22 protein-coding genes and 1 tRNA gene are annotated in these 21,786 nt (G+C 71.6%); 13 read left to right on the top strand and 10 right to left on the bottom strand.

All coding sequences use genetic code 11. From position 1 onward, the window contains the following. Positions 1-82 precede the first annotated feature (82 nt). Positions 83-682, top strand: coding sequence for a 5'-methylthioadenosine/S-adenosylhomocysteine nucleosidase family protein (locus EU555_RS30020; RefSeq protein WP_342636505.1), 600 nt, complete (start codon positions 83-85; stop codon positions 680-682). A 207-nt stretch (positions 683-889) separates the two neighbouring features. Beyond that, the gene (locus EU555_RS30025) at positions 890-1,945 is read left to right on the top strand and encodes a tyrosine-type recombinase/integrase (protein WP_135419012.1); all 1,056 of its coding nucleotides are present in this window, start codon (positions 890-892) and stop codon (positions 1,943-1,945) included. A gap of 6 nt (positions 1,946-1,951) precedes the next feature. On the opposite strand, the gene EU555_RS30030 is transcribed toward EU555_RS30025, so the two are convergent. Beyond that, a tRNA-Ser gene (locus EU555_RS30030) sits at positions 1,952-2,041 on the bottom strand. A 256-nt stretch (positions 2,042-2,297) separates the two neighbouring features. On the opposite strand from EU555_RS30030, the gene EU555_RS30035 reads away from it, so the two are divergent. The 4 genes from EU555_RS30035 to EU555_RS30050 all read left to right on the top strand — a co-directional run bounded on the left by EU555_RS30035 (position 2,298) and on the right by EU555_RS30050 (position 5,513). Then, positions 2,298-2,798, top strand: coding sequence for a nuclear transport factor 2 family protein (locus tag EU555_RS30035; RefSeq protein ID WP_205821026.1), 501 nt, complete (start codon positions 2,298-2,300; stop codon positions 2,796-2,798). A gap of 159 nt (positions 2,799-2,957) precedes the next feature. Continuing rightward, positions 2,958-3,266 (top strand): phage holin family protein, encoded by a 309-nt coding sequence (locus EU555_RS30040; RefSeq protein ID WP_135419013.1) that lies wholly within the window; start codon positions 2,958-2,960, stop codon positions 3,264-3,266. A 510-nt stretch (positions 3,267-3,776) separates the two neighbouring features. After that, a complete protein-coding gene (locus tag EU555_RS30045) occupies positions 3,777-4,043 on the top strand; it encodes a hypothetical protein (protein WP_245524569.1) in 267 nt (88 codons plus the stop codon). 129 nt (positions 4,044-4,172) lie between these two features. Next, positions 4,173-5,513: a leucine-rich repeat-containing protein kinase family protein gene (locus EU555_RS30050; protein ID WP_135419014.1), complete on the top strand. Its 1,341-nt coding sequence runs from the start codon at positions 4,173-4,175 to the stop codon at positions 5,511-5,513. Positions 5,514-5,533: 20 nt separating this feature from the next. Here the strand turns inward: EU555_RS30050 and EU555_RS30055 are convergent, their stop codons facing one another. Then, entirely contained in the window at positions 5,534-6,445 is a 912-nt protein-coding gene (locus EU555_RS30055; protein ID WP_135419015.1) for a manganese catalase family protein, read from the bottom strand. 238 nt (positions 6,446-6,683) lie between these two features. Between EU555_RS30055 and EU555_RS36435 the strand changes: the two genes are divergently transcribed. Continuing rightward, positions 6,684-7,169: a hypothetical protein gene (locus EU555_RS36435; RefSeq protein WP_167858710.1), complete on the top strand. Its 486-nt coding sequence runs from the start codon at positions 6,684-6,686 to the stop codon at positions 7,167-7,169. A gap of 736 nt (positions 7,170-7,905) precedes the next feature. Here the strand turns inward: EU555_RS36435 and EU555_RS30065 are convergent. Next, positions 7,906-9,297 carry an MFS transporter gene (locus EU555_RS30065; protein WP_135419016.1) on the bottom strand — a complete coding sequence of 464 codons (1,392 nt, stop codon included), beginning with the start codon at positions 9,295-9,297 and terminating at the stop codon, positions 7,906-7,908. Positions 9,298-9,498: 201 nt separating this feature from the next. Between EU555_RS30065 and EU555_RS30070 the strand changes: the two genes are divergently transcribed. Then, a complete protein-coding gene (locus tag EU555_RS30070; RefSeq protein ID WP_167858711.1) occupies positions 9,499-10,089 on the top strand; it encodes an ABC transporter ATP-binding protein in 591 nt (196 codons plus the stop codon). After that, positions 10,086-10,871, top strand: a complete 786-nt coding sequence (locus EU555_RS30075) for an ABC transporter permease (RefSeq protein ID WP_135419017.1) — start codon at positions 10,086-10,088, stop codon at positions 10,869-10,871. Before EU555_RS30070 ends, EU555_RS30075 begins: the two co-directional genes overlap by 4 nt. Before the next feature lie 4 nt (positions 10,872-10,875). On the opposite strand, the gene EU555_RS30080 is transcribed toward EU555_RS30075, so the two are convergent. After that, positions 10,876-12,168 (bottom strand): OprO/OprP family phosphate-selective porin, encoded by a 1,293-nt coding sequence (locus EU555_RS30080; protein ID WP_135419018.1) that lies wholly within the window; start codon positions 12,166-12,168, stop codon positions 10,876-10,878. Positions 12,169-12,343: 175 nt separating this feature from the next. Between EU555_RS30080 and EU555_RS30085 the strand changes: the two genes are divergently transcribed. Continuing rightward, on the top strand, positions 12,344-13,369 hold the full coding sequence (locus tag EU555_RS30085) for a YncE family protein (RefSeq protein WP_135419019.1): 1,026 nt from the start codon (positions 12,344-12,346) through the stop codon (positions 13,367-13,369). 31 nt (positions 13,370-13,400) lie between these two features. Here EU555_RS30085 and EU555_RS30090 read toward each other — a convergent pair whose 3' ends face one another. The 5 genes from EU555_RS30090 to EU555_RS30110 form a co-directional block, all read right to left on the bottom strand. After that, complete coding sequence (locus EU555_RS30090; RefSeq protein WP_135419020.1) at positions 13,401-14,462, bottom strand: hypothetical protein; 1,062 nt, start codon at positions 14,460-14,462, stop codon at positions 13,401-13,403. Positions 14,463-14,633: 171 nt separating this feature from the next. Further along, complete coding sequence (locus EU555_RS30095; RefSeq protein WP_245524570.1) at positions 14,634-15,857, bottom strand: DUF3095 domain-containing protein; 1,224 nt, start codon at positions 15,855-15,857, stop codon at positions 14,634-14,636. Between the two features lie 200 nt (positions 15,858-16,057). Beyond that, on the bottom strand, positions 16,058-16,315 hold the full coding sequence (locus EU555_RS30100; RefSeq protein WP_236012505.1) for a DUF2312 domain-containing protein: 258 nt from the start codon (positions 16,313-16,315) through the stop codon (positions 16,058-16,060). Positions 16,316-16,722: 407 nt separating this feature from the next. Next, positions 16,723-17,028: a DUF1244 domain-containing protein gene (locus EU555_RS30105; protein ID WP_135419022.1), complete on the bottom strand. Its 306-nt coding sequence runs from the start codon at positions 17,026-17,028 to the stop codon at positions 16,723-16,725. A 55-nt stretch (positions 17,029-17,083) separates the two neighbouring features. Further along, the gene (locus tag EU555_RS30110; RefSeq protein ID WP_135419023.1) at positions 17,084-17,848 is read right to left on the bottom strand and encodes an N-formylglutamate amidohydrolase; all 765 of its coding nucleotides are present in this window, start codon (positions 17,846-17,848) and stop codon (positions 17,084-17,086) included. A 152-nt stretch (positions 17,849-18,000) separates the two neighbouring features. Here EU555_RS30110 and EU555_RS30115 point away from each other — a divergent pair, with 152 nt between their 5' ends. The 3 genes from EU555_RS30115 (at position 18,001) to EU555_RS30125 (ending at position 20,776) form a co-directional block, all read left to right on the top strand. Beyond that, on the top strand, positions 18,001-18,951 hold the full coding sequence (locus EU555_RS30115; protein ID WP_135419024.1) for a DMT family transporter: 951 nt from the start codon (positions 18,001-18,003) through the stop codon (positions 18,949-18,951). 90 nt (positions 18,952-19,041) lie between these two features. Continuing rightward, on the top strand, positions 19,042-20,337 hold the full coding sequence (locus tag EU555_RS30120) for a glycerate kinase type-2 family protein (RefSeq protein ID WP_135419025.1): 1,296 nt from the start codon (positions 19,042-19,044) through the stop codon (positions 20,335-20,337). Further along, positions 20,303-20,776: a DUF1036 domain-containing protein gene (locus EU555_RS30125; protein WP_245524571.1), complete on the top strand. Its 474-nt coding sequence runs from the start codon at positions 20,303-20,305 to the stop codon at positions 20,774-20,776. Before EU555_RS30120 ends, EU555_RS30125 begins: the two co-directional genes overlap by 35 nt. Positions 20,777-21,256: 480 nt before the next feature. Here EU555_RS30125 and EU555_RS36440 read toward each other — a convergent pair whose 3' ends face one another. Continuing rightward, a complete protein-coding gene (locus tag EU555_RS36440) occupies positions 21,257-21,394 on the bottom strand; it encodes a hypothetical protein (RefSeq protein ID WP_167858712.1) in 138 nt (45 codons plus the stop codon). Between the last annotated feature and the right edge of the window lie 392 nt (positions 21,395-21,786).

Genomic DNA, 21,786 nt, shown 5'->3' on the forward strand with positions numbered 1-21,786 from the left:
TTCGTTCCCATCACGTCCGTCCTCCGTCGGCTCAAAGCCATACTTCAGGCCGGACCACTCCGCTGGGGGCTGACCAGCCCTACTGGCAGCAAAAATGATAACACATTTCAGGCCACGCTTCATCGTGATGGCTGGTATTTGTGCAGGCGTCGAAGGGAAGGTAAACTACGGCGACGTGATACTTGCTGATCCAACTTGGGATTATCAGAGTGGCAAACGCGTAAAAGACAAAGAAGTCACATCGTTTTCTATCGCTCCTAAGCAAATTAGCGCACCCAATATCGTAACGTCGAGAGTTGAATTACTTCGACGCGACGCATCGGTTTGGAGTGATATTAAGCGCGGCTGGCAAAGTGCGCCGCAACATGATCTGCGCTTAGTAGTAGGTCCGCTTGCATCGGGATCTGCTGTTCTTGCAGATGGGCAAGCTGTCCAGGACATTAAGTTACAGCATCGTAATTTGGTTGGCATAGAAATGGAAGCCTATGGTCTTTATGATGCCGCAGCATACGCACCCAATCCTCAGCCCAACGCTATCGCTTTCAAATCAGTTTGTGATTTTGCCGATCCAGACAAGAAAGATTCATGGCAGGCTTATGCTTCATACACGAGCGCGCAAACCGTTAGGGTTTTCTTTGAGCGTTACATGCATGGTCTCACAGCAAGAAGTCAACATTCATGAAACCGTACTTAAGTATTTGCTCAAGTCATTCTTAGACGCCCAAATTATTTGACGATATTCTAAACGATGCCCCCCGGCGGTTGCTCGACGGTGCAGTCACTTGTCCGATAACGATCACGGCCGAGTGCTCCGTCGAAAATAGTTGTCGGATTCTGAGCCTGTGCGACCCTCGCCTGCTGAGCTTCGGCTGGCGAGGGAGAAGAACGGGTGGCGTCGGTCTATAAGCGGGGGCAGACCTACTGGATCCGATTCCAATGGCACGGTCGAGAAGTTCGACGGTCGGCGAGAACGACGTCCAAGGCCGTCGCCCAGCAGTACCTCGCGCAGGTACTAGAGGAGCACCGCCGCCTCGACCGTGGTGGTCGTCCACGTCGGAGCTACAAGGAAACGCTTGAGAGGTTCGCGTTCGAGTTCATGCCGACCCTCCGGCCCGCGACCCAGCGTCGGTATCGGTCCAGTTTCCGGCTACTCGAACCCCATTTCGGTGACTGCTACCTCGACGAGATCAACAAGACCCGCCTGAGCGACTACGTGACCGCGCGGCGGCGTGGCGGAGCTATGGGGGCGACTATCCGGCGCGATCTCGCCACCTTGAGCGGCGTTTGCTCCTGCGCAGTGGCTTGGGACTACATTGACCTCAACCCCGTCAAGGCGTTCGACAAGAGGCACATTAGGGAAGCGCCGCCGCGGACTTCCTTTCCGAGCGAGGCCGAGGTCGAACGCCTCGTCGCGCACGCTTCACCGATGGTCGGGCGGATCATCCAGCTCTTGGCCGCCACGGGCATGCGCCAGGAGGAGGCCGTGTCTCTGGAATGGTCGCAGGTCTCGATCGAGCGGCGCGAGATCCGCCTTACGAAGACCAAGACCTCCAGCCCACGCGTCGTGCCGTTAAGCGACGAAGCCCTGGCCGTCCTGATCGGTACCCCTCGGCACATTACCCGGCACCACGTCTTCTGGAACGGCGACGGCCGCCGGTACACGCACTTCGCCAGTCAGTACCGCAACATCGCGAAGCGGGCGGGCGTACCATGGCGATGTCACGATCTCCGCCACCGGTTCGCCTCGGTCTTCCTGATGAAAACCGGTGACCTCGCCGCTCTTCAGGCGATCCTCGGTCACCGGACCGTGGCCATGACGATGCGCTACTCGCATCTCGTCACCGACCACCTCCACCGTGCAATGGCGAAGCTCGGCACAAGCCTGGGCACAAACACGGCGGAGTCCGACGAGGTTCGCGTCGGTCAGTCCCGCCTAAGTCATTGAAACATCTGGCGGAAGGGGTGGGATTCGAACCCACGGTGGAGTCGCCCCCACGGCGGTTTTCAAGACCGCTGCCTTAAACCACTCGGCCACCCTTCCGAACCGATCGCAGAGGTGCAGGCTCGGCCGCCAACTTTCTGTAGGGCGGCGCGGAGCGGCGCGTCAACCGCGGCCGAGATCGTGGCGCCGAGTTCACCGCGTGACGCCGACGGGGGCCGTGCGGGGCTGAGACCGGTCGCGCGGGCATGCGGGACCAGTGGCGGGGAACCCGGACCCGGATTAGGCTCGGACAGCGCGAGACGGCGCGGCGCTCGCGGGACGACAAGCGGGCGACCGGAGGAACGGGAGGAGACGCATGATCCAGACCCAGACGGAGGGCTGCTCGCGGCGGGGCCTGCTGGCGGGCATGATGGTCGGAATGGCGGCGCCCCTGCTCGCCGCCGGCGCGGGGGCGGCGCTTGCCGCCGACGGGAGCGAGGCGGTGGCACGCCGGCTCGAAGCACTGCGCGTCGCGATCCAGGATGGCGACGCCAAGGCGCTGGACGCCCTCACCCATCCCCAGCTCAGCTACGGTCATTCGAGCGGCCGCAAGATCGAGACCAAGGCCGCGTTCATCACCAGCCTCGCCGGCAAGACGAACTACAAGTCGCTGGTGTTCTCGGAGCAGTGGATCCAGGTCGTCGGCGACAATGCCCTGGTCCGGCACGTCTGGGACGGCGCCGACATCCTGCCCAACGGCGAGACCGGCCGCTCCTATATCGCGGTGCTGCAGGTCTGGCTGAAGGAGGCCGGCGCCGACGAGGGCGGAGCCTGGCGGCTGCTGGCCCGCCAGAGCTGCCCGCTCAAGCCCGCCTGATCGCGCTGGAACAAGCGCTCAAGAACGGGCCCCCGACAAGGCGGCCTCGACGCAACGACGTCCGGGAACGACGGCCAAGGTCGGGCGTTTCCGCTCGCCGCCGCGGTGTTCGACCGTCGGCGAAGCGGGGAGCGTCGGCACGTGCGGTCGGACCGGCAGGTGAGCACGATCAGGATGATCGCCGAGGCGGTCCGCCTCGCGAGCGAACTGGCGGTCAAGGAGATCGCGCTGTTCAGCGGCGAGGTCGACCGGCTGGCCCGGACCGTCTCGGCCTGGGCCCTGGGCATCGGGACGGTCGTGCTCCTCGCCTGCGTCAGCGGTTTCCTGCTGCTGATGGCCGTCGTGAAGGGTCTTGGCACGCTCATCGGCTCGGAGCCGCTCGCCGCGGTGATCGGGGCGGCGCCCTTCGTCGTCGCGGCCGCCCTGCTCACCCGCTGGGGCCTGCGGAGCATGGAACTGCGGCGATAGCGGTCTCGTGATGCCGGCGGGTCGAGGAGCGCCAGCGAGCATGCCCTCGCCGAATATGCGCTGCAGGCATGGCCGACTCGCGGGGCAGCCCCGTTGTGTTGTGCACGGCAGCATGACACGACAGCTTCGTACCGCCGCGATGGCGTCGCGGCGGTGCAGCCCTCTTTGGGCGTTTCCTCCCTAGACTTCGGGCCACTCGCGAGTGGCCTTTTTTGTGCGCCGGCTAGTCGCCGAACCGCCCAGGACCGACAAGCACAATCGTGCGGCTGCCGGCGGGCGCCGGCATTATCGTGCCACGGGCGGCGATCGCGCCGGGCGTTCGGGTCGCCGGATGCGGCAGCACACCGGGCGATCCGCGACTTCGCAGGATCACCCGTACCGCCCGGTTGCCTCATGACCGGAGGCGGCGCCGAATGGCCGCGCCCGCCGGTCCGGAACCGTAACCGCGTGCCCCCGTTGATTCGATCATCCCGCCTCATCCTCGCGCCGATGACACGAAGGAGTCTTCCCATGCGCGCTTCAGCGATCCGGGTGGCCGTCGCGGCAGCCCTCGTCCTCGGGACGGCCGGCACGGCGCTCGCCCGCAACAGCGATGCGGGCAGCGGGCTGTCGCCCTATGCCGCCCTCAGCGGCAACGACCGCTCGGCCGGGATCAACAACGGCAATTACCGGCAGCCGCGCTACGATCCCTACCTGCGCACCTACGGCCGTCCGCCGGCGGGGTACTATCCCTATCGCGCGGCGCCGCCGCCGCCCTATTACGGCTACCCGTACTGAGGCGGCACTCTCCCGGAAGCCCTTGATCCGGGCGTCGTTCCCGGCGACGAACGCCCGGCGACGGAGCCGGGCGCGCCGCCGGGAGACAACGATGCCACTGCCCCTCCGCTTCGACCCGGTGCCGGCGGCATGAGCCTGCCGCCGCCGACCCACGCGAGCCTTGCGGCCCTGCGCCGGGGCGACCTCGCCGGGGCCCGGGCGCTGCGTCTTCCGGGCGGCCCCAAGGGGCGCCTGACCACGATGCCGCCCGAGATCCTCGGCCTCGCCGACACGCTGGAATTCCTCGATCTCAGCCACAACGACCTGACCGGCCTGCCGGCGGATCTCGGCCGGCTGCACCGGCTGAAGGTGCTGTTCTGCTCCGGCAACCGGTTCGAGCGGCTGCCGCCGGTCCTCGGCGACTGCGCTGCCCTGAGCCAGGTCGGTTTCCGCGGCTCGGGCCTCGTCGAGATCCCGGCCGAATCGCTGCCCCCGGCCCTGCGCTGGCTCACCCTCACCAACAACCGCATCGCGACCGTCCCGGCCGCGCTCGGCGCCCGGCCGCGGCTGCAGAAGCTGATGCTGGCGGGCAACCGCCTGCGGGCCCTGCCGGAGAGCCTCGCGGGAGCGGACAACCTCGAGCTCCTGCGCATCGCCGCCAACGGCTTCGAGGCCCTGCCCGGCTGCCTCGCCGCCCTGCCCCGCCTCGCCTGGCTGTCCTGGGCCGGCAACCCGTTCGAGGACCGCGTCCCGCGTCCCCCTTCCGCCACCGAGACGGTCGCCTGGGGCGACCTCGCCCTCGGCCCGCTCCTCGGCGAGGGCGCCTCCGGGTGGGTGATGCGGGCGGGCTGGCGGCGGGGCAATGAGACGCGGATCGTCGCCCTCAAGCTGTTCAAGGGCGCGATGACCAGCGACGGCCTGCCCGAGCGCGAGATGGCGGCCTGCCTGGCGGCGGGCACGCATCCGCACCTGACCGGGGGCCTCGGCCGCCTCGCCGGCCATCCGGACGGCACCGACGGCCTGCTGATGCCGCTCCTCCCCGAGGGCTGGCGGGTGCTTGCCGCGCCGCCGAGCCTCGAGAGCTGCAGCCGCGACGTCTACGACCCGGCCCTGCGGCTCGCGCCGGGTGCAGCCCTGCGGCTTGCCCGCGGCGTCGCGGCGGGCGCCGCCCACCTGCACGCGCGGGGCTTCGGCCACGGCGACCTCTACGCCCACAACATCCTGTGGGACGGCACCCGCGGCGAGGCGGTGTTGAGCGATTTCGGTGCCGCCTCCGCCCTGCCGCCAGGGCCCGACGGCGCCTTCCTGCAGCGGCTCGACGTGCGGGCCTTCGGGCTGCTGCTGGACGAGCTGCGGGCGGTCTCCGCTCTCGCCCATCCGGCCCTCGCCGCCCTGGCCGAGATCTGCGCCGGGCCCGACCCGGCGGCGCGTCCAGGCATGGACGCGGTGCTGCGCGCCCTCGACGCCGTCGGGGAGACGGGGCCGGCCTGACCGGCCCCGACCCGGATCCGTCAGCGGCTCTTCTTGTAGAGCTTGCTGGCGATCTCGAAGATCTCCTCGGGCTTGTAGTTCGGCGCGAAGGCGCCGTAATTGCCGTCGAGCTCCGGGATCTTGCCGCCCTCGGGCGCACCGTCGACCACCTCGAGGTTGCCCGGTGGATCGCCCGGCAGCGCCACCTCGTCGTTCGACCAGACGCCGGCCGATTCGGGATAGTCCTGCGAGAAGGTGTAGAGCCGGCGGTGGCTGCCCTCCTGCAGGTACTTCTGGCATTCGGGGATGCGGTCGAGGTTGATGTTGGGCGTCGGCAGCATCTGCTCGATGGCGACGCCCGTGAGCTTCTTCAGCGCCAGCGCGTAGGCGTGGGCATGGACCGAGCCGCGCACCAGCAGGTAGCCGCAGACCTCGCGCCCGGTCGGGTCGGTCAGGGTCTCGTAGACCCGCAGCTTGTGCAGCCGCGCGCCGCATTCGAGGTGGAAGTTGTGCAGGAGGTCGATGATGATGTTCCCGGTCGTGGTGACCATGTCCATGTTCCACGACGCGGCATTGGAGTTCATCGGCATCGCGCCGCCGCCGTTGCTGAGGAAGCTGCCGGCGAGCCGGATGTCCTGCATGTCGTGGAACGGAGCCTTCGACACGTCGACGTCCGGCGTCGGATCGCCCGGGCCGTTGTTGAGCATCGCCACGCCAGTCGAGACCAGCTCGACATGGCCGAGCTCCTCCGCGAAGATGCTCGAGACCAGGCTGTAGAACGGTCGCAGCTTGGACTTGTCGCGGAAGTTGAAGCTCTGGAACATGTAGTTGCCGAGCGTCGACATCTCGCCGTACTTGCCCCCGAGCAGCTCCTGCAGGGCGGCGGCGGCGTTCGGGTCGGGCCTCTTGGGCTGCGGCAGCTCGGCCTGCAGGCGGTCGATCCTCATGAACATGGGCACGGCACTCCGGTCGGGGATAGTCCCGGAGGGTATCTGATTGATGCATGTTAGGTTCCGGGCGCGCCTGGAATTCGGGCGCATCGGTCGCAGGCGGGCCTGCGGCCCCGGGGCCGCAGGGGACGGGGGAGTGTGGGAAGCGGCGCGCCGGCCCTTGACCGCGGCCTGCGGCCGGGCCCCCCTGGGGCCCCGCCGCCCGAATCCCGCACGGCCCGACCCTCACGTCCCGGACCCCATGCCCACCCCCATCGACACCGGCACCATCCTGAGACTGCTGCGGCGCGCGACCGAGAAGGTGCGCGCCTCCACCGCCCGCGCCGTTGCGGCCGAGGCCCGGGCCGAACGGCTCGGCCGCGAGGTCGGCGCCCTGCTTGGCCGGGTCGAGGAGGCGTTGCGGGCGGCCTCGGCCGAGGCCGCCGAGGCGCGACGCTTCGCGGCGGAGGCCGATCAGGCCGCCGGGGAGGCCCATCACGCCGCCGGGGAGGCGCAGGCGCGCCTCGGGGCGGCGGAGGCCAGGCTGTCGGCCGAGCGGGCCAGGGTGCGTCGGCTGGAGGAGCGCCTGGCCGAGGTGATGGCCGACACCGCCGCCGCCCGTACCGCCGCTGCGGATGCGGAAGCCCGCCACGAGGCGGCCGAGGCCCGCCTCTCCCGCGCCCGGGCGGCGTTGCTGGAAGAGGCGGTGGTGCCGCCGGAGGCGGAGCGGCCGGCGGCCCTGCACTGACGGGGTGATGCCGGCTTGCGAGGCTGTTCGATGGGGCCGACGCCGGTCGCATGAGTGGTTCGACCGGCGCCGCGCGGCGTAACCCGGGACCCCTGACCGCTGTCGGAGCCAGACGAGGCGGAACGTCCACGACCTCACCTTTCAGCGTCAGCGGCCATGGATACGGGGTTCTCGCCTCCAGCGAACCTCGCCTGGAGGCTTACCGACGCCGCACGAGGCCGTCACTCTCCAGGCAAGCCGAATTGATGAATCGCCGCAGCGGGCACCAGAGCGACAGACCGAAAGATCTTCCCCCCTGGCGATGGCTCTGCCCCGATGCCATCCTAATGCCGGCGCGCGGAGCGACGGGCGGAAACCGATGGCGGTCCTGTGTGCTGTCTACGAGCGCCCGGGCGGTGGTGATGATCTGTGCCACGCGTACTTCAACATGGCGCGAATTCGCCTCGCACGGGGGGGTCACGGACCAGGAGGCCGCGCGGATGATCATGGACGATCTGGTGCGGGCTTAGCAACTCGACGAGCAACTGGGTTGCGTCGATGCGAGCGGAGCGGTCGGGGCATTGTTCGGGCAAGTGCTGAGTGGGATCGGAGCCACGGCGGATGCCGCAACCGTCCTCACCCGCGCGGCTGCGGCCTCCCTCCGGCTCGGCCGCGAAGGGGAAGCCGCCGAGATCGACGCCCTGACCGCTGCCCTCCCCCAACCCCCCGACCCCGACACCCCCTGACGCCCCATCCCTCACCCCGCCTTCGACAACGGATCCGCAATACTCTCCAGCGACATCCCCTCCGCATCGACCCCCAGGTTCCACTCCGTCACCGCGGCGAGCACCAGCAGCAAAGCCGCCCCTGCATATCCCCCGGCGAGCGCCCAGTGCTGGCCGGACTCGATCAGGTGGGTAAAGAGCCAGGGCGCCATCACGCCGCCGGCGCCGGTGCCCAGCGCGTAGAACACCGCGATGGCGAGCGCCCGGGTCTCGAGGGGGAAGATCTCGCTCGCCGTGAGGTAGGCGGAACTGGCGGCCGCCGAGGCGACGAAGAAGATCGCGATCCAGGCGAAGGTCTGGGTCCAGGCGGTGAACAGGTCGAGGCCGAACGCCACCGCCGTCGCGAGCAGCAGGACGCCGCTCACCGCGAAGGTGCCGGCGATCATCCGGCGCCGGCCGATCGTGTCGAAGAAGTGGCCGAGCAGCAGCGGCCCGAGAAAATTGCCGATGGCGAGCGGGACCAGGAAGATGCCGGCCCGGTTCTCCGGCACGCCGTAGAACTTGGCCAGAACCAGCCCGTAGGTGAAGAACACCGCGTTGAACAGGAAGGCCTGGGCCACCATCAGCACCAGCGCCAGGATGCTGCGGCCGCGGTGCTTGTGCACCATCGAGGCAAAGATCTCGCCGAAGCCGAAGCTCTTTTTCGGGTGGACCTCGAGGATGCCCTCCGCCTTCGGGAGCTTTTGTCCGGTCTCTGCCTCGACCGTGCGCTCGATCTCCGCCACCGTGCGCTCGGCCTCCTGTTCGCGGCCGTGGGTGACGAGCCAGCGCGGGCTCTCGGGCACGTAGCGGCGCAAAAAGAGAATGCCGAGGCCGAGCAGGCCGCCGATGCCGAAGCCGAGGCGCCAGCCGACATCCGGGTCGAGGAGATTGGGGTCGAGGAGGAGCAGCGAGGCGCCCGCGCCGGCCGCGGCGCCGACCCAGAAGCTGCCATTGACGATGAGGTCGACCCGGCCGCGGTACTTGGCCGGGATCAGCTCGTCGATCGCCGAGTTGATCGCCGCGTACTCGCCGCCGATGCCGAGCCCGGTGACGAGGCGAAACAGCGCGAAGCTCCAGAAATTCCAGGCGAGCGCGCTGGCGATGACGCCGCCGACATAGATGATCAGCGTGGCGTAGAAGACGAGGCGGCGCCCGAACCGGTCGGTGAGCCAGCCGAAGACGAGGGCGCCCAGAACCGCGCCGACGACGTAGAACGAGGCCGAGGCGCCGATCTCCTGGAGCGTGAAGCCGAGCGCCCGCTTGTCCTGCAGCACCGGGCCGATCGCCCCCACGATGGTGACCTCGAGCCCGTCGAGCACCCAGGTGATGCCGAGCGCGATGACGAGGAGCAGGTGGAAGCGGCTCCAGGGCAACCGGTCCATCCGGGCCGGCACGTCGGAGCGCACCACACCCGTCCCGGCGCCCCGCGCCGTTCCCGCTCCTGCTGCCAAGTCTCCTGCCGCCACTTCGCATCCTCCCGCATCCGCCCGGGCCCGGTGCCGGTGGGAGACTCAAACCGCAGCGCGCCGGTTGCGTTCCGCGTCGCCCTCCCCCACACCGGGCCCGACGCACCGCCTCTCCCCATGCTCCGCATCGAGTCCCTCCGCCGCGACCGTTTCGGGCCCTTCGACCTCGCCCTCGCGCCGGGCGAGGTCTGCGCGGTCACCGGACCCTCGGGGTCGGGCAAGAGCGTGTTTCTCCGCATGATCGCCGACCTCGACCCGTCCGAGGGCCGGGTCAGCCTCGACGAGATCGACCGGGACGCGGTGCCGGCGCCGCTCTGGCGCCGGCGGGTGACCTATCTCGCCGCCGAGCCCGGCTGGTGGGCCGAGACGGTGGCCGAGCATTTTTCTGCCGACGCCCCCGCCAGCCTCGCGCGCGAGCGGGCCGCCCTGCGGCTGCCGGAAGACGTCTTCGGCTGGCCGGTGGCGCGGCTCTCCACCGGCGAGCGCCAGCGCCTCGCCCTGTTGCGGGCGCTCGCGGGCGGGCCAAAAGTGCTGCTCCTCGACGAGCCGACCGCCTCCCTCGATCCCGTCAGCGTCCGGGGGGCCGAGGCAGTGATCCAGGAGCGCCGCGCCGCCGGGCTGATCGTGCTCCTCGTCTCGCACGACCCCGCCCAGGTGGCGCGGCTGGCCACCGGCCGGCTCGCCGTGGCGGGCGGGCGGGCCGCGTGAGCCCCTCGCCCGGCCCCCTCGACCTCGCCCTCGGGGCGGGCTTCGTGCTCGTCAATGCCGGCCTGTCGGCGGCCCTCGGGCTGGGGCTTTCCCGCACGGTGCTGGTGGCCGCCTGCCGGCTGGTGGCGCAGCTCACCCTGGTCGGGCTGGTCCTGCGCACCGTCTTCGGCCTCGGGGCGCCGGGTCCGGTGATCGCCGTCGTCGCCGTGATGGCGCTCGCCGCCGCCTACGAGATCGGCGCCCGGCAGGAGCGGCCCCTGCGGGGCGCCTGGCGCTACCTGTTGGGCGGCGCCGTCACGGCGGGGGCGACGGTGATCGCCGTCGCGGTCGGCCTCGCGGCCCTGCGCCCGCAGCCGTGGTGGGACCCGCACGCCCTGATCCCGCTCGCCGGCATCGTGCTCGGCTCGGTGATGAGCGGGGTCGCGATCGGCCTCAACGGCTTCACCGGCGGCGTGAGGCGCGAGCGGGCGGCCATCGAGGCGCGCCTGGCACTCGGCGCCACCCGGGACGAGGCACTGGCGCCGCTGATCCGCAGCGCGATCCGGGCCGGGCTGATCCCGGTGCTCAACCAGATGGCGGCGGCAGGGCTCATCACCCTGCCGGGAATGATGACCGGCCAGATCCTCGCCGGGCAGGACCCGCAGGGTGCGGCCGCGGCGCAGATCCTGATCCTGTTCCTGCTCGCCGGGGCGAGCGGCCTCGGGGTGACGGGAGCGGTCTTTCTCGCGGCGCGCCGGCTCACCGATGCGCGCCACCGGCTGCGGCTGGAGCGGCTGGGGTGAGGTCCTACCAGTAGAGCTGCGCCCGGCCGATGAACACGTCGGCGTCGATGGTCCGGCGGTTGAAGTTCAGGCTCGCCGGCGAGGGCGAGGTGTGGGAGCGAACGTAGTCGAACACGAAGCGGATGTTGCGGTCGGGGTACCAGTTCACGCCGGCGGTGACGTCGTGCTCGATGCCGCCGCGGATGGCGCGGTCCTGAAGGTCGATGGCGCTGTAGCGCAGGCCGAGCTCGAACACGCCGGTGCCGCCGCGGCTGACGCGCTGCGCCTCCTCGACCTGCACGCCGCTGAACACCGCGTATTCGGTGGCGTAGTTCGGGGCGATCGAATAGCGCCGGCCCTTGCTGTTGAGCAGCAGGCCCGCCTGGATGTAGCCGCCCTGGAAGGTCAGGGACGGCGCGCCGCCGAAGCGGCCGATCTCGGTCAGGATGTACTCGGCCTGGAGGCGGAACGGCCCCGTCTGCCAGGCGGCCTCGAGCCCGACGCGGCCGATGCTCGCGGCGTCGCGGATGCTGCCGGTGTTCACGAACGGCCGCGCGAACAGGAACGCCTCGGAGCGGCTCGACAGGGTGAGCGCGCTGCCGTCGTTCGGCAGCGAGCGGTAGCTGCCGGCCAGCCCGACATGCAGGACGTCGTACTTGTCCTCGCTCAGGTAGGGCGCGTAGGTGACGCGGGTGGTCGAGGCGACGCCCTGGTTCTCGATGCCGGTGTTGATGTTGCCGCCGAACACGCTCGTCACCGCGGTCCATCGGTCGCCGTGGGTGCCGATGGCGAAGCCGAAGTTGCGCGCCGGCGCGAAGGCGTCGGCGAGCGAGCGCTCGGCGAACAGGGTGTTGTTGTCGGAGATCAGCTGGTTGAGGCTGAACGGCTCCTTCATGTTGCCGAGGGCGATGATGACGTCCTTGAAGCCCTTGTAGGCGACCACCGCGTCCTGAACCGACCGGACCGGGTCGGCGAAGTCGTACTGGAAGGCGAGCTCGATCTCCTTGCCGAGCGTCAGGTAGCTCTCGAGCCACGAGCGGCGCACGGCGATCGGCGTGTCGAACACCGTGCCGAAGCCGCGCTGCTGCACCCGCCCGGTGCCGAAATCGAGCTGCAGGCGCCCGCCGATCCGGAACGTCGCGGCGTCGTCCGGGAATTTCAGGGTGATGCCCTTCTCGTCGATGGTCAGGCGCTCGCCGAACGGGCCGGGCATCCCCTCGATCGCGGCGGCAGGCAGGGTCAGGCCGGCGAGCAGGAGGGCGGCGAGCGGCCAGCGCGACGGCGAGCACGGCGACGGCGTGCGGGTGCGGTGCATCATGGCCAGGTCCTTACAAGACGCCCCCGGGAGGCTGCCGCTTATTCCATGACGGTGCCGCGACCTGCGATGCGTCCAGGCACGATCGCCGGCCGGTGTGGCGGACGCGCCACGCTCGGTCGCAGGCGAACCCCTGCGTCACCTCCGGGTTGTGTCGTGGACGATCGAGGAACCCGCCATGTCCCCCGCCATCGACCGCCGCGCCTGCCTGTCGGGCCTCGCTGCGCTTGCCCTCGCCCCGGTGACGGGGCCCGCCCGGGCGCAAGGAGCGGCCGGCCGCTCCGACACCCTGCTGGTCATGGAGAAGGGCGACCGGTCCCTGAGCTTCTACGAGCTGTCCAGCGGCCGTCGCACCGGCCGGGTCGAACTGCCGGGCGAGTACCCGCACGAATTCGCCGTCGACCGGGCCGGCGCCCGGGCCTATGCCGCCCTCTACGGCGCCAAGTCCTCGACCACGCCGGGTCCGGGCGGCGACACGGTCTGTGTCGTCGACCTTCAGGCCCGCAGCCTTGCCCGCACCATCGCCTGCGCGCCGTTCCGGCGCCTGCACGGGGTGCGCCTCGACGCCAGGGACCGGCTGTTCGTGCTGAGCGAGGATCGCGACGTGCTGCTCGGCTTCGACGCGCCGGAACGGGCCGAGCGGCCGGATCGGGCGGTGGCGACCGGCGGCATCAAGGGCCACCTGTTCTCGCTGTCGCGGGACGGCGAGACGGCTTTCGTCGCCAACATCCTGTCGAACACGGTCAGCCGGGTGAGGCCCTTCGCGCCGGCGGACAACCCGCGCGTCACCGCGACCGGGCTGTGGCCGGAGGGCAACGCGCTCTCCCCCGACGAGGCGACGCTCTACGTCGCCAACCGCCGCAGCGCGACGCTGACCGCGCTCGCCACCGAGGCGATGACCGTGACCCGCAGCGTCCCGACCCGGGGCGACGTGGTGCGGGTCGATTGCGGGCCGGAGGGCGACCTGATCCTGGCGAACTATGCCGAGAAGAGCCTGTCGCTCCTCGATCCCGCCCTGAAGGAGATGGCGGTCGTGCCGCTCGACGGGGCGCCGGTGGCGCTCGCCCGCCATCCGTCGAGCCCGCTCGCCTTCGCGGCCCTGGAGGACGACCGGATCGCGATCGTCGATCTCGACGGACGGCGCGTCCAGGGGACCCTCGCCACCGGGCGGGAGCCGGACGTGATGGTGCTGCTGCCGGGATGACCGGGGCCCGGAAGGGGCCCCAGGTCGGGGGTCAGGCCGCCCGCAGGGGCTTCTTCGGCGGCTCGAACACGGTGGCGTAGTGAGTGTGGCACCAGCGCTTGCCGGTGAGGACGCGGCAGCCGCAGACGCGCTTCGATTCGATCGCGGTGCCGTCGCCGTCCGACCACAGCGGGTAGGTGCAGTCGAGGAGGCCCGCCTTGAGGAAGAGCACGCCCTCCCCGCCATCCGCGGCCACCCGGCGCGTCATCGGCAGGGCGACGACGCTGCCGCCCTCGGTCGCCTCGGCCGTGACCAGCGCGGGCAGGGGTGCCGGAGCCGGCACCGCCTGGAGCACGGGGACGACCGGACGGGCCGGCGCCGCGACGGCGCGCGGCAGCGGGGCCTCCGTCTGAGAGGTCCGGACCTGAGGTGCCTCAGGCCTGACCGCCGGGGCCGGTTGCGCGGCGGGCACCGCCTTGCGGGCGGGCGGGGCCTTCGCCGCCGGACCCTTGTTGGCGGCGAGGAACGCCCGGGTGGCCTCCTCGAGGGCGCGCGCGCTCATCACCGGCGCCGCGACGGGGGCCTCGGCGCGGGGCGCCGGCTTCTCGCCCTGGAGGGCGGCCGCCGGCTCGACGACCGGCGCCGCCGGCTTGGTGACCGGAGCGGTCTCGGCCGCGGGTTTGGCGGGCGGAACCTTGGCCGGCTGGACCTTGGCCGGCGCGGCATGGGCCTCGGCGCCCGACAGGGTCGAGGTCAGGATCCGGGAGGTCAGGACCCGCGGGGCCGGCGCCTTGGCGGGCTCCGCCTTCGCCGCGGCCTGCGCCGGCTCGGCCGTCACGGGCTGAACCGTCGCGGGCCGCACCTTGGCGACCGGCTCCGCCTTCGCGACGGCCGGCTTCGCAACCGCCGCCGCGGGCTTGGCGACCGCTGCCGCGGGCTTGGCGACCGCCGCGGCCTTGGCCTGCTGCCGCGCCAGGGCGGCCTGCGCCACGCGGCCGATCACCTCGGCGACCGTCGTGCCGATCTCGCCGGCGATCTCCGCCGGGTCACGTCCCTCGATCCACAGCGCGACCGCCTTCTCGGTCGCCTCAGCCGTCCACACCGCGTCGTTCATTTCCAAAGGGGCTCTGTTCCAGTTCGAATCGGAACGGCGGGATATACGGTGAGTCTCGTCACCAAGTCCCTTCTCATGACGCAAGGGTGGGATGCGACCGATCGCCTGCCCGCCCCGGCCGGGGCCACGCTCCCGCCGCAAACCGGGCCGCGGGCCGATTCGGCGCCGCGCTCAGCCTCCGGATGGCGGTCCGCCTCCGGATGGGGATCCGCGCGCGGCGTTGTCGGCCGGCGGGACCTTGGCCTTCAGCGCCTGGGCGGCCCGGGCGTAGCCGCCGTCCTCGCCGTCGACGAAGTGGACGTGGTCGCGCATCGACGCGTTCCGGGTGATGCAGGTGGTGAGCGCCGCGGCCTGGCGGTGCAGGCCGAACCGCACCAGGCCCGCGGCCTCCGCCGCCTCGAGCCGCGCCTCGATCCGCGCCGCGAGATCCGGGCTGCCGTCGACCGTCATGCGCAGGGCGTCGTCGTATTTCCGGAAATCCGCGTTCGCCACCAGTTCGTCGAGGTAGCGCGGCGCCGAGAAGCCGCCGAGGCGCAGGCCGAAGCGGAAGATCAGGTAGCCGACGAGCGTCGCCCCGAGGAGATGGAGGCGCCGAAGGGCGAGCGAGCCCCAGAGGGGGCCGCGGGCCCGCACCTCGTGGGCGAACCCGGCCGGCGGCCACCGTAAGGAAGGGCCTCCGGGCGGCAGGGGATGCCCGCGGGCGGGCGCCCCGGCGGCCAGCCGCACCACGTCGGCGATCGCCGCCCGGGCCGCGCCCCGGTCGGCGCCCTCGGCGGCCACGACCAGGACCGACAGGATCAGGCCGTGCCGCGCCCGGGCGGGCTCGAACCGGCAGGTCAGCCCGGTGAGGTCCGGCTGCGTGCCGGACGCGGCCGGCTCCACCGCGTAGAGGCCGCGCTTGAGGGCCCGCTCCGCGAAGGCGAGGCCGCCGCCCATGAACATCGCGTAGGCGACGTCCGGCGAGGGCGCGTAGCGCGCCACCTCGACCGCGTGGCCGGCCGCGCGGATCGCCGCCACCGGCACCAGGGCGGCGCGCAAGCTCAGCCCCATCGTGTCGCGGGCCCAGGCGACGGTGGCGGCGAGCGCCGCCCGCGCCGCCCCGGCCTCGTCGGGCGCCACCAGCACGCTCGCCCCGTCGCCCCCGAACACGAACGGCAGCTCCCGCTGCCCCAGCGCGTTGCGCAAGGCCGCGATCACTGCCGCCCCGACGAAGTTCACGGCCCGGTAGCGCCCCGCCGCGATGGCGCCCGTCGAATCGACCACGTCGGTGACCGCCACCCACCAGCCGTCCGGCACCGGGCGATACTGCGCGTCCTCGAGGATGCTGAGGAAGTCGGTCGCCGGGGTCAGGTCGGCGTAGCGGAAGCTGCCGGGGGGGGCTGGGGCTGTCACCATCTCCATCCGTCCCAAACCTCCGTGGATGAGGCGCCGGCTCCCCTGGGCGGGCCGCAGGATCGCCTGCCCGACCATACCCCTTATCCTCGCCCCCCGGGCAACAGGCAGTGCGGAACAACGAAAGGACGCGTTCCCCCCTCCCTTGTGGGAGGGGATCCCGCGCCCCGTGCGATCCCGTGATCCGTGAGGCCCGGCCGCCCCTACGCCATTCCCAGAGCCTGCATGTACAGCTCCAGGATGGCCTCCTCCTCCTGGCGCTCCGAATGGTCCTTCTTGCGCAGGCGCAGGATGGTGCGGACCGCCTTCACGTCGAAGCCGCGGCCCTTCAGCTCCAGCATCACGTCCTTGATGTCGCCCTGGAGGCCGGCCTTCTCCTCCTCCAGGCGCTCGATGCGCTCGATGAACTGCTTGAGCTCCTCGGCGGCGACGCCCGACGAGGCGACGTCGGCATCCGGCATGCTGTGCGCGTTCATTCACGGTCTCCTGGCCGATGGGTTGTCGTGCCGCCGCGGGCGGACGCGGCCATCAGGCACCCCAACCCACTGACGGATGGCGGCCTTCGCGACGCGCCGTCCCGGATCTTGATAGATGCTCAACCTTACCGAGTTCTTGCGCGAGCCGGGGGCGCCGCGCGGGCGGGCCTACAGTGCGTCTCCGCCCGCATCCGCGCGGGCGGGCCCTCAGTGCGTCTCCGCCCGCATCCGCGCGGGCGGGCCCTCAGTGCGTCTCCGCCCGCATCCGCGCGGGCGGGCCCTCAGTGCGTCTCCGCCCGCATCCGCGCGGGCGGGCCCTCAGTGCGTCTCCGCCCGCATCCGCGCGGGCGGGCCCTCAGTGCGTCTCCGCCCGCATCCGCGCGGGCGGGCCCTCAGTGCGTCTCCGCCCGCGCCGCGAAGGCCGCCGCCTGCTCCGGGGTCGCCTCGCTCTGGTGACGCGCCTTCCACTCGTCGTAGGGCATGCCGTAGACGTGCTCGCGGCTCTGGTCCTTGGTGAGGGCCAGGCCGCGGGCGTCGGCGGCGTCCTTGAGCCAGTTCGACAAGCAGTTGCGGCAGAAGCCCGCGAGGTTCATCAGGTCGATGTTCTGAACGTCGGTGCGCCCCTGGAGGTGCGACACCAGCCGGCGGAAGACCGCGGCCTCGAGCTCGGTGCGGGTGGTCTCGTCGATGCCGTCCATCTTTGGTCCCTCGATCAAGCGGTTGGCGTGAGGTGGGGAGCGGGCGCCCGCTCGGTCAAGCGCGGGCGACCAACGGCCCCAGCAGGGCGGCAAAGCGCGCGGCCCAGTCCTCGGCCCCGGCCTCGTCGCCGATCAGGTCCTGGCGGATCTCGATCAGCGCGTTGGGCAGCCCGCGGGCCATGGCGTGGCGGTCGATCGTGTCGCCCGGCAGCCCGCCGCCATAGGGCTGGTTGTCGCCGACCGTGAAGCCCGCCGGATCCGCCCGCAACCCCGCGATCAGCGGGCCGGCCAGGCGGTCGTCCCGGTCCCACAGGATGCCGACCTGCCAGGGCCGCGCCACCCCGCGCCAGGCCGGGGTGAAGCTGTGCACCGTCACGATGGCGGGCGGCGCGCCCGCTGCCATCGCCGCCGCCACCGCGGCGTCGATCGCCCGGTCGTAGGGGTCGTAGAACCGCGCCAGCCGCTCGGCGATGCCGTCGGGCCCGATCCGGGCGTTGCCCGGCACGATCGCCCCGTCCGAGAGGCGCATCACCAGGGTCGGGTCGGTGCGGCCGCGATTGGGGTCGATGATGAGGCGCGAGAAGGTGGTGAGCAGGGCCGGCGCCCCGAGCCGGCGGGCAAGCGAGCGCGTCACCGCCGCCGCCCCGATGTCGTAGGCGATGTGCCGCTCGAAATGGGGAGCCGCGACCCCGAGATGGTCGAGGTCCGGCGGCACCGCGTTCGAGGCGTGGTCGCACAGGAGGAGGAGGCCGCAGGCCGGATCGCCGGGAATCGTCTCGACGGGCTGGGGCGGATGGCGGGGAGAGGCGTCGGCTGTCATTGGGCGATCGCTGATATGGTCCCCTGCTCCATACCCAAATGGCGGAGCCGCCTCCATCCGCACGCGTGGATCCGGTCCGTGACGCCGGACCCGACTTGCCATAGTGACGGGGTCGACCGAGCCCCGAACCGGGAGCGCCCGAGGCCCCGCCGATGTCCCGCACCCCCCTGCCCGAACTGGCGGCCTCCGGCGCCCCCGCTTCTCCCGCCGGGACCGCGGCCGATCTCCGGCCCGCCCTCCTCGCCCTCGTCGCCGGCGCGGTGGCGATGGGCCTCTCGCCGGTCCTGGTGCGGGTGGTGAGCCCCGAGGTCGGGCCCTTCGCCAGCGCGTTTTGGCGCGTCGCCCTGGCGCTGCCGGTGCTCTACGGATGGATGCGGTGGGAAGAGGCCCGGGCGCCGCACCTGCGCCGCGTCCTCACCCCCTCGGCCCTGCTCGCCGGCCTCGTCTTCTCCGGCGACCTCCTGTTCTGGCACCTGGCGATCCTGGGCACGACGGTGGCCAACGCCACCTTCTTCGCCACCACGGCGCCGGTCTTCGTGGTTCTGTTCGCCTGGCTCGGCCTTCGCCGCCGGCCCGCAGGCCGCACGCTGATCGGCCTCCTCGTCTGCCTCGTCGGCGGCGCCACCCTGGTCGGGCAGTCGGTGCAGGTCGACCCGGCGCGCCTCTCCGGCGACCGGGACGGGGTGATCACCGCCGTGTTCTTCGCCCTCTACTTCCTGACGGTGGAGCGCGCCCGGGCCCGGGGGCTGGGTGCCGCCCGCGTCACCTTCGTGGCCTCCTGCATCACCGCGCTGGTGCTCCTCGGCGCCGTCGCGCTCCTCGAGACGCGGCCGATCCTGCCCCAGACCCCCGGTGCCGCCGCGGGCCTTCTGGCGCTCGCCCTCGTCAGCCACGCCGGCGGCCAGGGCCTGCTCTCCGTGGCGCTCGGCCGCCTGCCCGCCGGCTTCTCCTCCCTGGTGATCTTCCTGGAGGCGGTCGCCGCCGCGATCCTGGCCTGGATCCTCCTCGGCGAGGCCCTCGGCCCCCTGCAGGTGCTCGGCGGCGGCCTGATCCTGGCCGGCATCGCGACCGCCCGGCCGCGGCGGACGCCACGCGATGCCTAGCTCTAACAGATTAGAACGAGACCGGCACGAAGCCGGCCCGAAGCGTGACCACAGCGAGCCGCGTGACCTTAGCAAGCGAGGAGCCGCCCCGTGACCGATGCCCCCTCCCCGGAGACCCGCGCCCTGCTGCTGCGCCTGCTCGACGCGGGCGTCACGGCGGCCCATCCCCGCGGCTGCCTGGTGCCGCACCTGCCCCCGGTGCCGGCCGGACGGCTGGTGATCCTCGGCGCCGGCAAGGCCGGGGCCAGCATGGCGGCGCTCGCCGAGCGCCACTACCGGGCGCACGGGGTCGATCCCGCCCGGATCGCAGGCCTGGCGGTGGCCCGCCACGGCTACGGCGAGCCGGCCGGGGTGATCGAGGTGGTGGAGGCCGGCCACCCGGTCCCCGACGCGGCCGGCATCGCGGCGACGAAAGCCGCCCTCGACCTCGCGGCTTCGGCCGGCCCGGACGACCTCGTGCTGGTGCTGCTCTCCGGCGGCGGCTCGGCGAACTGGATCGCGCCCGCCGGCGCCCTGACGCTGCCCGAGAAGCAGGGCATCACCCGGGCGCTGCTGCGCTCGGGGGCGGCCATCGACGAGATCAACTGCGTGCGCAAGCACCTCTCGCGGATCAAGGGCGGGCGGCTGGCGGGGGCCGCCCGCAACGCCGGCCGGCTCCTGACCCTCGCGATCTCGGACGTGCCCCGGGACGACCCGGCGGTGATCGCGTCCGGCCCGACGGTGCCGGACCCGACCACGCTGGCCGACGCGCGGGCGATCTGCGCCCGCCGCGGCATCGCCCTGCCGCCCTCCGCCGAGGCGCTCCTGAGCGACCCCGCGAACGAGAGCCCGAAGCCCGGGGATCCGGTCTTCGCCCGCACCGAATTCCGCATCGTCGCCCGGCCGATCGACGCGCTCAACGCCGCCTCCGTCGCCGCGGCCGAGGCCGGCTACGACCCGGTGCTGCTCGGGGCGGACCTCGAGGGCGAGGCCCGGGAGGTGGCGGCCGTGCACGCCCGCCTCGCCCGCGATCTCGCGGCGGCCGGGCGCAAGGCCGCGCTGATCTCCGGCGGCGAGCTGACCGTGACGATCCGGGGCGAGGGCCAGGGCGGGCCGAACCAGGAATACGCGCTCGCCCTGGCGCTGGCCCTCGACGGCGCCCCCGGCATCGCGGCGCTCTCGGCCGACACCGACGGCACCGACGGCGGCCGCGGCGAGGCCACCGACCCGGCCGGCGCGCTGATCGACCCGACGACGCTCGCCCGTGCGGCGGCGGCGGGGCTCGACGCGCGGGCGAGCTTGGGAGAGAACGACTCGACACCGTTCTTCGACCGGCTCGGCGACCTCGTCCGGCCGGGCCCCACCCGCACCAATGTCAATGACCTCCGCATCATCCTGGTCGGCTGATCTCCCCGCCTCCCGCCTTCGCCGCGCCGCCTTCCTGGTCCTGCTCCTGCTCCTGGCCGTGCTCGGCGCCGGGCCGGCGCGGGCGGACCTGCGGATGTGCAACATGACCGGCAGCCGCATCGGCATCGCGCTCGGCTACCGCGATTCCGGCGGCTGGGTCACGGAGGGCTGGTGGAACCTCTCCGCCAAGGGCTGCGAGACCCTGCTCAAGGGGGCGCTCGCCGCCCGCTACTACTACGTCTTCGCCGTCGACTACGACCGCGGCGGCGAGTGGAGCGGCCGCTCGCTGATGTGCACCCGGGACCGCGAGTTCACCATCCGGGGCGTCGAGGACTGCCTCGCCCGCGGCTACGACCGCAACGGCTTCTTCGAGGTCGATACCGGCGAGCAGAAGAGCTGGACCATCCAGCTCACCGATCCGGGGCGGGCGGGGCCGTGAGGCGGGCCGGGTTGAGGCTCCCGGGCTCACGCTGTCGTCTTGAGTGAGGGCGCTGGAGTTTGCGCTCGACAGTGCAAACCGTCCGTTTCCGGCAACGCTCCAGGTCACACCTGCCGGCTCTTGACGATGCACGCGTACAGGGTCGAGAGAGTCCCCTGAGAGCCCGTTTGACGTGCCTTGTAAAATTATCCCACCCCCAACCTCATCCTGAGGTGTCAGTCGATTGAAGATCGACTGACCTCGAAGGAGGCCTCCAGCCATCACTGTGGTATCTGGAGCCCTCCTTCGAGGCTCCTTTCAGTCGCACCTCAGGATGAGGTCTCGGATGGGATAGATCAGACTCATGCGATACCTTTCTCGGCAGCCAAACAGGCTCTGAGACGCCGCGACAGCACTCAAGATCCTATCACAGCAAAGCCTCTTCCACGGGGCGTTCAGGCGAGAAATCCCTCCCGATCCGCAAATCCCGGCGGCTTCCGATCACTCGGCCGGACCGGGCCGTGTCTGACGCTCGTTGAAGCGCATTGCGCCGTACCCCATGGCGAGGACGACGAGGAGCAGCACCACGTCGGCGTAGAGCCGGAGTCCCGTCGCGTCAGCCTCCCGAGCGTCCGCCACGCCATCGCGTTCAGCCCACCGGCGGTCACCAGCCAGAAGACGCTTCCGACGGCCAGGACGATATCATGGGCACCCGGCCGCCGTCGCTCCCACACCATAGAGGGACGCGGCGATCGGCCGGCCACCCCGACCGTCACGCATGCCATCGAGGCCCGGTCCAAGGCGTTCGCCGTCAATTTCGCGCGTTCGTCGTCGATCAGACTCAGGCGGGAATCGATAGCTTGCGGGAATCTGCCGACCGCTTCGCCGGTTGGCCCGACGGGCGGCCCGTCGGAACTCTCGACCGCCCCAGGCGTGCGCGCCGGGATCTGAAAGGCGTCGATTGGGGCGACCTTCGTTGTTTCAGGATCCGACGGAGCCGGCGCCTGCCGTGCCTCGCTGGTCGCCTCTGC

Origin of the sequence: Methylobacterium nonmethylotrophicum (genome assembly GCF_004745635.1) — a bacterium.
In the GTDB taxonomy this organism is placed as follows: Bacteria; Pseudomonadota; Alphaproteobacteria; order Rhizobiales; family Beijerinckiaceae; genus Methylobacterium; species Methylobacterium nonmethylotrophicum.

What these genes read in the sequence shown, in the direction of transcription:
- EU555_RS30105 (WP_135419022.1), bottom strand. Translation starts at nt 17,028, where the DNA reads ATGGACGGCATCGACGAGACCACCCGCACCGAGCTCGAGGCCGCGGTC.
- EU555_RS30115 (WP_135419024.1), top strand. Translation starts at nt 18,001, where the DNA reads ATGTCCCGCACCCCCCTGCCCGAACTGGCGGCCTCCGGCGCCCCCGCT.
- EU555_RS30095 (WP_245524570.1), bottom strand. Translation starts at nt 15,857, where the DNA reads ATGGTGACAGCCCCAGCCCCCCCCGGCAGCTTCCGCTACGCCGACCTG.
- EU555_RS30070 (WP_167858711.1), top strand. Translation starts at nt 9,499, where the DNA reads ATGCTCCGCATCGAGTCCCTCCGCCGCGACCGTTTCGGGCCCTTCGAC.
- EU555_RS30125 (WP_245524571.1), top strand. Translation starts at nt 20,303, where the DNA reads ATGTCAATGACCTCCGCATCATCCTGGTCGGCTGATCTCCCCGCCTCC.
- EU555_RS30100 (WP_236012505.1), bottom strand. Translation starts at nt 16,315, where the DNA reads ATGCCGGATGCCGACGTCGCCTCGTCGGGCGTCGCCGCCGAGGAGCTC.
- EU555_RS30065 (WP_135419016.1), bottom strand. Translation starts at nt 9,297, where the DNA reads ATGGACCGGTTGCCCTGGAGCCGCTTCCACCTGCTCCTCGTCATCGCG.
- EU555_RS30050 (WP_135419014.1), top strand. Translation starts at nt 4,173, where the DNA reads ATGAGCCTGCCGCCGCCGACCCACGCGAGCCTTGCGGCCCTGCGCCGG.
- EU555_RS30055 (WP_135419015.1), bottom strand. Translation starts at nt 6,445, where the DNA reads ATGTTCATGAGGATCGACCGCCTGCAGGCCGAGCTGCCGCAGCCCAAG.
- EU555_RS36435 (WP_167858710.1), top strand. Translation starts at nt 6,684, where the DNA reads ATGCCCACCCCCATCGACACCGGCACCATCCTGAGACTGCTGCGGCGC.
- EU555_RS30035 (WP_205821026.1), top strand. Translation starts at nt 2,298, where the DNA reads ATGATCCAGACCCAGACGGAGGGCTGCTCGCGGCGGGGCCTGCTGGCG.
- EU555_RS30045 (WP_245524569.1), top strand. Translation starts at nt 3,777, where the DNA reads ATGCGCGCTTCAGCGATCCGGGTGGCCGTCGCGGCAGCCCTCGTCCTC.
- EU555_RS30080 (WP_135419018.1), bottom strand. Translation starts at nt 12,168, where the DNA reads ATGATGCACCGCACCCGCACGCCGTCGCCGTGCTCGCCGTCGCGCTGG.
- EU555_RS30085 (WP_135419019.1), top strand. Translation starts at nt 12,344, where the DNA reads ATGTCCCCCGCCATCGACCGCCGCGCCTGCCTGTCGGGCCTCGCTGCG.
- EU555_RS30090 (WP_135419020.1), bottom strand. Translation starts at nt 14,462, where the DNA reads ATGAACGACGCGGTGTGGACGGCTGAGGCGACCGAGAAGGCGGTCGCG.
- EU555_RS30110 (WP_135419023.1), bottom strand. Translation starts at nt 17,848, where the DNA reads ATGACAGCCGACGCCTCTCCCCGCCATCCGCCCCAGCCCGTCGAGACG.